Origin of the sequence: Acidovorax sp. HMWF018 (assembly GCF_003061035.1) — a bacterium.
Lineage (GTDB): Bacteria > Pseudomonadota > Gammaproteobacteria > Burkholderiales > Burkholderiaceae_C > Acidovorax > Acidovorax delafieldii.
Window position 1 is genome coordinate 1 of record NZ_QAIM01000542.1, and the last position, 5,264, is coordinate 5,264.

3 protein-coding genes are annotated in these 5,264 nt (G+C 65.9%); 2 read left to right on the top strand and 1 reads right to left on the bottom strand.

Features of this window, described 5'->3' with window-relative positions; genetic code table 11:
- A partial coding sequence (locus DBR23_RS22945) for a PAS domain-containing protein (protein WP_233250689.1) occupies positions 1-1,320 on the bottom strand: 1,320 nt, incomplete at its 3' end.
- A 199-nt stretch (positions 1,321-1,519) separates the two neighbouring features.
- On the opposite strand from DBR23_RS22945, the gene mutS reads away from it, so the two are divergent.
- Positions 1,520-4,138: a DNA mismatch repair protein MutS gene (gene mutS / locus DBR23_RS22950; protein ID WP_108499687.1), complete on the top strand. Its 2,619-nt coding sequence runs from the start codon at positions 1,520-1,522 to the stop codon at positions 4,136-4,138.
- A 233-nt stretch (positions 4,139-4,371) separates the two neighbouring features.
- Positions 4,372-5,199, top strand: coding sequence for a proteasome-type protease (locus DBR23_RS22955; RefSeq protein ID WP_056067065.1), 828 nt, complete (start codon positions 4,372-4,374; stop codon positions 5,197-5,199).
- Positions 5,200-5,264 lie beyond the last annotated feature (65 nt).

Sequence of the window (5,264 nt, forward strand, 5' to 3'; positions counted from 1 at the left end):
GGCGATGGAGCGTTGCAGGCGGTCCAGCAGCAGGCGGCGGTTGGGCAGACCCGTGAGCGCGTCGTAGAACGCCAGGCGTTCGATCTCTTGTTCGGCCAGCTTGCGGTCGGTGATGTCCATAGTGAAGCCATGGGACACCACCGAGCCATCGGCCTCGCGGTGTGGAATGGCGTTGGTCATGTGCCAGCGCACGCTCCCGTCGTTCATTCGCACACGGTATTCGCACTGCCAGGGCACCAGCTTGCGCACCGACATCATGGCCGAGCGCTGCACCAGCGGCAGGTCTTCAGGCACCACGCGGTGCATGAGCACGCCGTGGTCGGCCGTGACCTCGTGCGGCTCCACGCCCATGAATTCGCGCACGGCATCGCTGATGTACTGCACGCTGGTGCCACCATCGGTATGCAGCCGGTATTCGTAGATGAAGCCGGGGATGCGGCTGGCAATGCGCTGAATGAACAAGAGTTGTTCGCGCAATTGCTCCGCAGCGCGGTGCTCGTCCGTCACATCCTGCACCACCCCCATGACGACCTGCACGCCATCGCGCGGCAGCGTGCGTTGAACCCGCGAACGCATCCAGCGCACCTCGCCATCTGGTCGTCGCCAGCGGTACTCCACATCCAGGCCAGATCCCCGTTCTCGGATCTTGTCGAACACGTGCCGGTCTTCCGGCAGGATGCCACTGACCGCGCGCTCGGGGTCCACCCATTCCTGCTGCTCAAACCCGGCGATGTTGCACAGCCCTGGCGACCAGAGCAGCACCGTTTCGCCCGGGTCTTCAATGCGCCGCCAATGGCCAGTGCGCGCCAGGCTCTCCATGGTGTTGAACACGTCGGTCTGCTCGCGCAACTCGCGCCGCACTTCTTCCAGCGCACGCTCGGATGCGGCCAGTGATACCCGCAGATTTTCGGCTTCAGAGGCATCGCGCACCGTGACCACGATGCAGTCATTGGTCACGCGGCGGGCCGACAAGTCCCAGGCCAGCAACAGCCGACCGGGCTCGCGCACCACCTGGCGGCACTCCAGCGGAGCCCCCACGCGCACCACGCCGAGCAACTGGTCCAGCAGCGGCGTGTTGGCCAGCAGGTCAAACACCTCCGACGCATCCACGCCCGGATGCCGTACCGCTCCCAGCCCTGGCATGCGCCGTGCCGCCGCGTTGGCGGCCAGCAGCAGCAGGCGGCCGTCTTGCAGACGAAACTCCATGAGCGCCACCGGCACCGCGTCCACCAGCGCTTGAAGGCGCGCCTGCGCCATGGGCTCGATGAGGCCTTCCCCGGTAGGGGCGAGGAGGTCGGTCAACAGTTCGGACGAAATCACGGTCGCTCTGAAGCCTCTGAATCCTGGGGTTGAAACACCAACTCTCGACGGAGGGTGGCTCCGTTCAGGGTCAAGCTGCCAGCATACAGCCAAGAGTATGTCAAAACGTAACATCTTGGCAGAACGCAGTGGAATTGCCCAGGGGGAAACCCGATGATCGAACTGCTACAGTCCACGCCTCATTCCTGCCACCCCCTGCATGTCCGACACGCTCGAACACCACACACCCATGATGCAGCAGTACCTGGCCCTCAAGGCCGGGTACCCCGAGACGCTTCTGTTCTACCGCATGGGCGACTTCTACGAGGTCTTCTGGCAGGACGCCGAGAAGGCCGCGCGCCTGCTCGACATCACGCTCACACAGCGCGGCCAGTCGGGCGGCCAGCCGGTGGTGATGGCCGGTGTGCCCTTCCACGCTCTGGAGAACTATCTGGCGCGCCTGATCAAGATGGGCGAGTCGGTGGCGATTGCCGAGCAGGTGGGCGAAGTGGGCGCCAACAAGGGCCCGGTGGAGCGCAAGGTGGTGCGCGTGGTCACACCCGGCACGCTGACCGACACTGAACTGCTGTCCGACAAATCCGAATCGCTGCTGATGGCCGTGCACCAGGCGCCCCGCGCGCGCTGTGGTTTGGCGTGGCTGAGCGTGACGCAGGGCCGCGTGTACCTGGCCGAATGTGCGCACGACGAACTGGGCGCCTGGCTGGCCCGCGTGGCGCCCAGCGAACTGATCTACAGCGCAGGCGTGACCGAGCGCTTTGAACAACAACTGCAGGTGCTGCGCCAGGGCGGCGCCTTCACCTGCCCCATGAGCCTGCGGCCCGACTGGCAGTTCGACAGTGCCCTGGGCGAGCGCAAGCTGCTCGAAAACCTGGGCGCGGCCAGCCTCCAGGCCTGGGGTGCACACGAATTGGGCGAGGCCCACGCCGCCGCCGCCGGACTGCTGACCTACGCCGAGCACACGCAGGGCCGCACCCTCACCCACGTGCACAGCGTGCAGGTGCAGCGCAACGACGACCTCATCGACCTACCCGCCACCACGCGCCGCAATCTGGAGCTGGTCAAGACCCTGCGTGGTGACGATGCACCCACGCTGTTCTCGCTGCTCGACACCTGCATGACCGGCATGGGCAGCCGACTGCTCAAGACCTGGCTGCTGGAGCCGCGCCGCGACCGCGCCGAGGCACGCCAGCGCCTCTCGGCCACCACGGCCTTGCGGGGCGCGGGCGGTGCAGGCGGCGGTGCCGGCCCCTGGTCCACGCTGCGCGGCGAACTCAAGGGCGTGAGTGATGTGGAACGCATCACCGCCCGCATTGCGCTGCGCCAGGTGCGCCCGCGCGAGCTGGTCGCGCTGGGCAAAACGCTACAAAAATCAGAGCTGCTTGCGCTGAACGGAAGGGCACCAGAGCCCTATTTAATGCAGATTTTCAGCCACCTGCAACCACCCGAGGGTTGCATGGCACTGCTGCAGACCGCAATTGCCGAAGAGCCCGCCGCCCTGGTGCGCGACGGCGGCGTGATCGCCAACGGCTTCGACACCGAGCTGGACGAGCTGCGCGCCATCCAGACCAACTGCGACGCCTTCCTGCTGGACCTGGAAACCCGTGAGAAAGCCCGCACCGGCATCCCCAACCTGCGCGTGCAGTTCAACAAGGTGCACGGCTTCTACATCGAGGTCACCAGCAGCCATGTCGAGAAGGTGCCTGATGACTACCGCCGCCGCCAGACGCTGAAGAACGCCGAGCGCTTCATCACACCCGAACTCAAGGCGTTTGAAGACAAGGCCTTGTCAGCCAACGAGCGCGCACTGGCCCGCGAGAAATGGCTGTACGAGCAGATCCTGGACCAGCTGCAGCCCCACATCCCGCAGCTGACCCGCCTGGCCCAGGCCCTGGCCACGCTGGATGTGCTGTGCACGCTGGCCGAACGCTCGCTCACCCTCCACTGGTGCGCGCCGCAGTTCGTGCCCGAGCCCTGCATCGAGATCGAGGGCGGCCGCCACCCGGTGGTGGAGGCGCGCCTGGCCGAGACATCGAGCGGCAGCTTCATTGCCAACCACACGCGCCTGAACGCCAACACGCGCATGCAGGTCATCACCGGCCCCAACATGGGCGGTAAATCGACCTACATGCGCCAGGTCGCGCTCATCGTGCTGCTCGCCAGCATGGGCAGCCATGTGCCAGCCGCCAGTTGCCGCCTGGGGCCCATCGACGCCATCCACACCCGCATCGGCGCGGCCGACGACCTGGCCAATGCGCAGTCCACCTTCATGCTGGAGATGACCGAGGCTGCGCAGATATTGCACGCCGCCACGCCCCACAGCCTGGTGCTGATGGACGAGATCGGCCGGGGCACCAGCACGTTCGACGGCCTGGCGCTGGCCAGCGGCATTGCCACCCACCTGCACGACAAGACCCGCGCCTTCACGCTGTTTGCCACGCACTATTTCGAGTTGACCGAGCTTCCCGCCAAAGCGCGCCACGCGATCAACATGCATGTGAGCGCCACCGAGTCCGGCACAGACATCGTGTTCCTGCACGAGATCCAGCCCGGCCCGGCCAGTCGCAGCTACGGGATTCAGGTGGCCAAGCTGGCGGGCATGCCCTCGCCCGTGCTGCACCACGCCCGCCATGCGCTGGCCGCGCTCGAAGAGCGCGCGGGCGAGGATGAGTTGCAAGTGGACCTGTTCGCCGCGCCCGAGGTGCCCGAGAGCGCAGGCGCCAGCCCTATCGAGGCCGCGCTGGCAGGCATCAACCCCGACGCCCTGAGCCCGCGCGAAGCGCTGGATGCGCTGTACCAGCTCAAGAAGATGGCAGGCTGAAGCGACGCCCACCCCGGCTGCGCTGCAGGCTGCTGACCGGGCTCAGGGCACACCGCCAGCGCATTTTTGAGTCCCAGGGGCATCAGGCGCTAGTGCCATGTGCCCTGGCCGCTATCAATTTTGAATATCCACACCCCGTAACAGCTGGGGGCCGCCTGCAGGGCACACAGGCCGCCCATGCCACAGGCGACTAAACTCGCGGGTTACCTCCAAACAACAACCCCCATTGCTCCATGACGTACTGCGTCGCCATCAAACTCAACGCCGGGCTGGTTTTCCTGTCCGATTCCCGCACCAATGCCGGCCTGGACCAGATCAGCTCATTTCGCAAGATGATGGTCTACGAGAAGGCGGGTGACCGCTTCATGGTGCTGCTGTCGGCGGGCAACCTGTCCATCTCGCAATCGGTGCGAGAGATCTTGCAGACCGAACAGATCAAGGACGGCGAGTCTGGCGAAGCCATCACCATCTGGAATGCCAAAAGCATGTTCGACGCCGCCCGCGTGCTGGGCGCCGCCGTGCGCCACGTGCACGAGCGCGACGGCGCAGCCCTCAAGCGCTCGGGCGTGGACTTCAATGTGTCCATGGTGTTTGGCGGCCAGATCAAGGGCGAGGGCATGCGCCTGTTCCAGGTGTACTCGGCAGGCAACTTCATCGAGGCCACGTCCGAAACACCGTACTTCCAGGTTGGCGAATCCAAATACGGCAAACCCGTGCTCGACCGCGTGCTCACGCCCGAGACCCCACTGGACGAGGCTGCCAAGTGCGCGCTGGTGTCGATGGACAGCACGCTCAAGTCCAACCTGTCGGTGGGCCTGCCGCTGGACCTGGTGGTGTACGAGGTGGACCGCTTTGCCACCGACAAGGTCATCTGCATCGACGAGAACAACCCGTACTTTCGGATGCTGCACGACAGCTGGGGACAAAAGCTGCGCCAGGTGTTCGACAGCATCGAGGACCCCGCCTGGACCGGCGGCGCTACCGAGGTGCCGATCATGGTCAGCCCGGCGCGCAGCAAGCCACTCAAGAAGATCACCAACCATACCGACCGGCTGATCTGACGCCCTGCAGGCCAGCGCACTCCACGGCACCCGGCCGCGTGCGCGCCTGCACCCCGGCCCTGCCA